The sequence below is a fragment of the Leifsonia sp. SIMBA_070 genome, assembly GCF_046534635.1.
Lineage (GTDB): Bacteria > Actinomycetota > Actinomycetes > Actinomycetales > Microbacteriaceae > Leifsonia.
Map to the genome: position 1 here is coordinate 1 of NZ_JAWRYK010000304.1, position 270 is coordinate 270.

The 270-nt window shown below is 67.4% G+C and carries 1 protein-coding gene; it reads left to right on the plus strand.

What is annotated here, in order from left to right; translation table 11 throughout:
* Positions 1–103 precede the first annotated feature (103 nt).
* A partial coding sequence (locus SB754_RS20450; RefSeq protein ID WP_410784192.1) for a TSUP family transporter occupies positions 104–270 on the plus strand: 167 nt, incomplete at its 3' end.

A 270-nucleotide genomic window follows, 5' to 3' on the forward strand; every position in this document is an offset into this window, starting at 1 on the left:
GTTTCCGACTCGGCACGGGCCAGAATCTGCGTCGTTATGTACGCGGCGGACGGGAGGGCCGGGGTTTTATGGGCGCGTCCGGCCGGGACGTAGAATCGATCCGATGAATGCGATCCGATCCCGCGGCCCCAAGGCACTGCTTACCTTCGTCGCGATCGGCCTCGCCTCGGGCTTCATGTCGGGCCTGTTCGGCGTCGGCGGCGGCACCGTGATCGTGCCGCTGCTGGTCGGCATCGCGCTGTTCTCGCAGAAGCTCGCCTCGGGCACCTC